The organism is Campylobacter sp. CH278 (genome assembly GCF_004378845.1).
In the GTDB taxonomy this organism is placed as follows: domain Bacteria; phylum Campylobacterota; class Campylobacteria; order Campylobacterales; family Campylobacteraceae; genus Campylobacter_D; species Campylobacter_D jejuni.
On sequence record NZ_RYXZ01000042.1, the window covers coordinates 1 to 260 of the forward strand.

Consider the following 260-nt stretch of genomic DNA (forward strand, 5'->3'; position numbering starts at 1 on the left):
GCTTTAGCTAGAGCCATTAAACGTAACAAAGCAGGACTTAATGCGGACAATAAACCTATAGGAAGCTTTTTATTTTTAGGGCCAACAGGGGTAGGAAAACCACAATCAGCTAAAGCTTTGGCAAAATTTTTATTTGATGATGAAAAAGCAATGATTCGTTTTGATATGAGTTAATTTATGGAATAACATAGCGTTTCAAGACTCTTAGGTGCGCCTCCAGGATACATAGGACATGAAGAAGTTGGAGAGCTTACTGAAGC

1 pseudogene is annotated in these 260 nt (G+C 37.7%); it reads left to right on the forward strand.

The annotated features are described in order from the left end of the window. Positions 1-260 (forward strand): annotated as a pseudogene (locus tag ELQ04_RS08605) (AAA family ATPase); the annotation flags it as partial.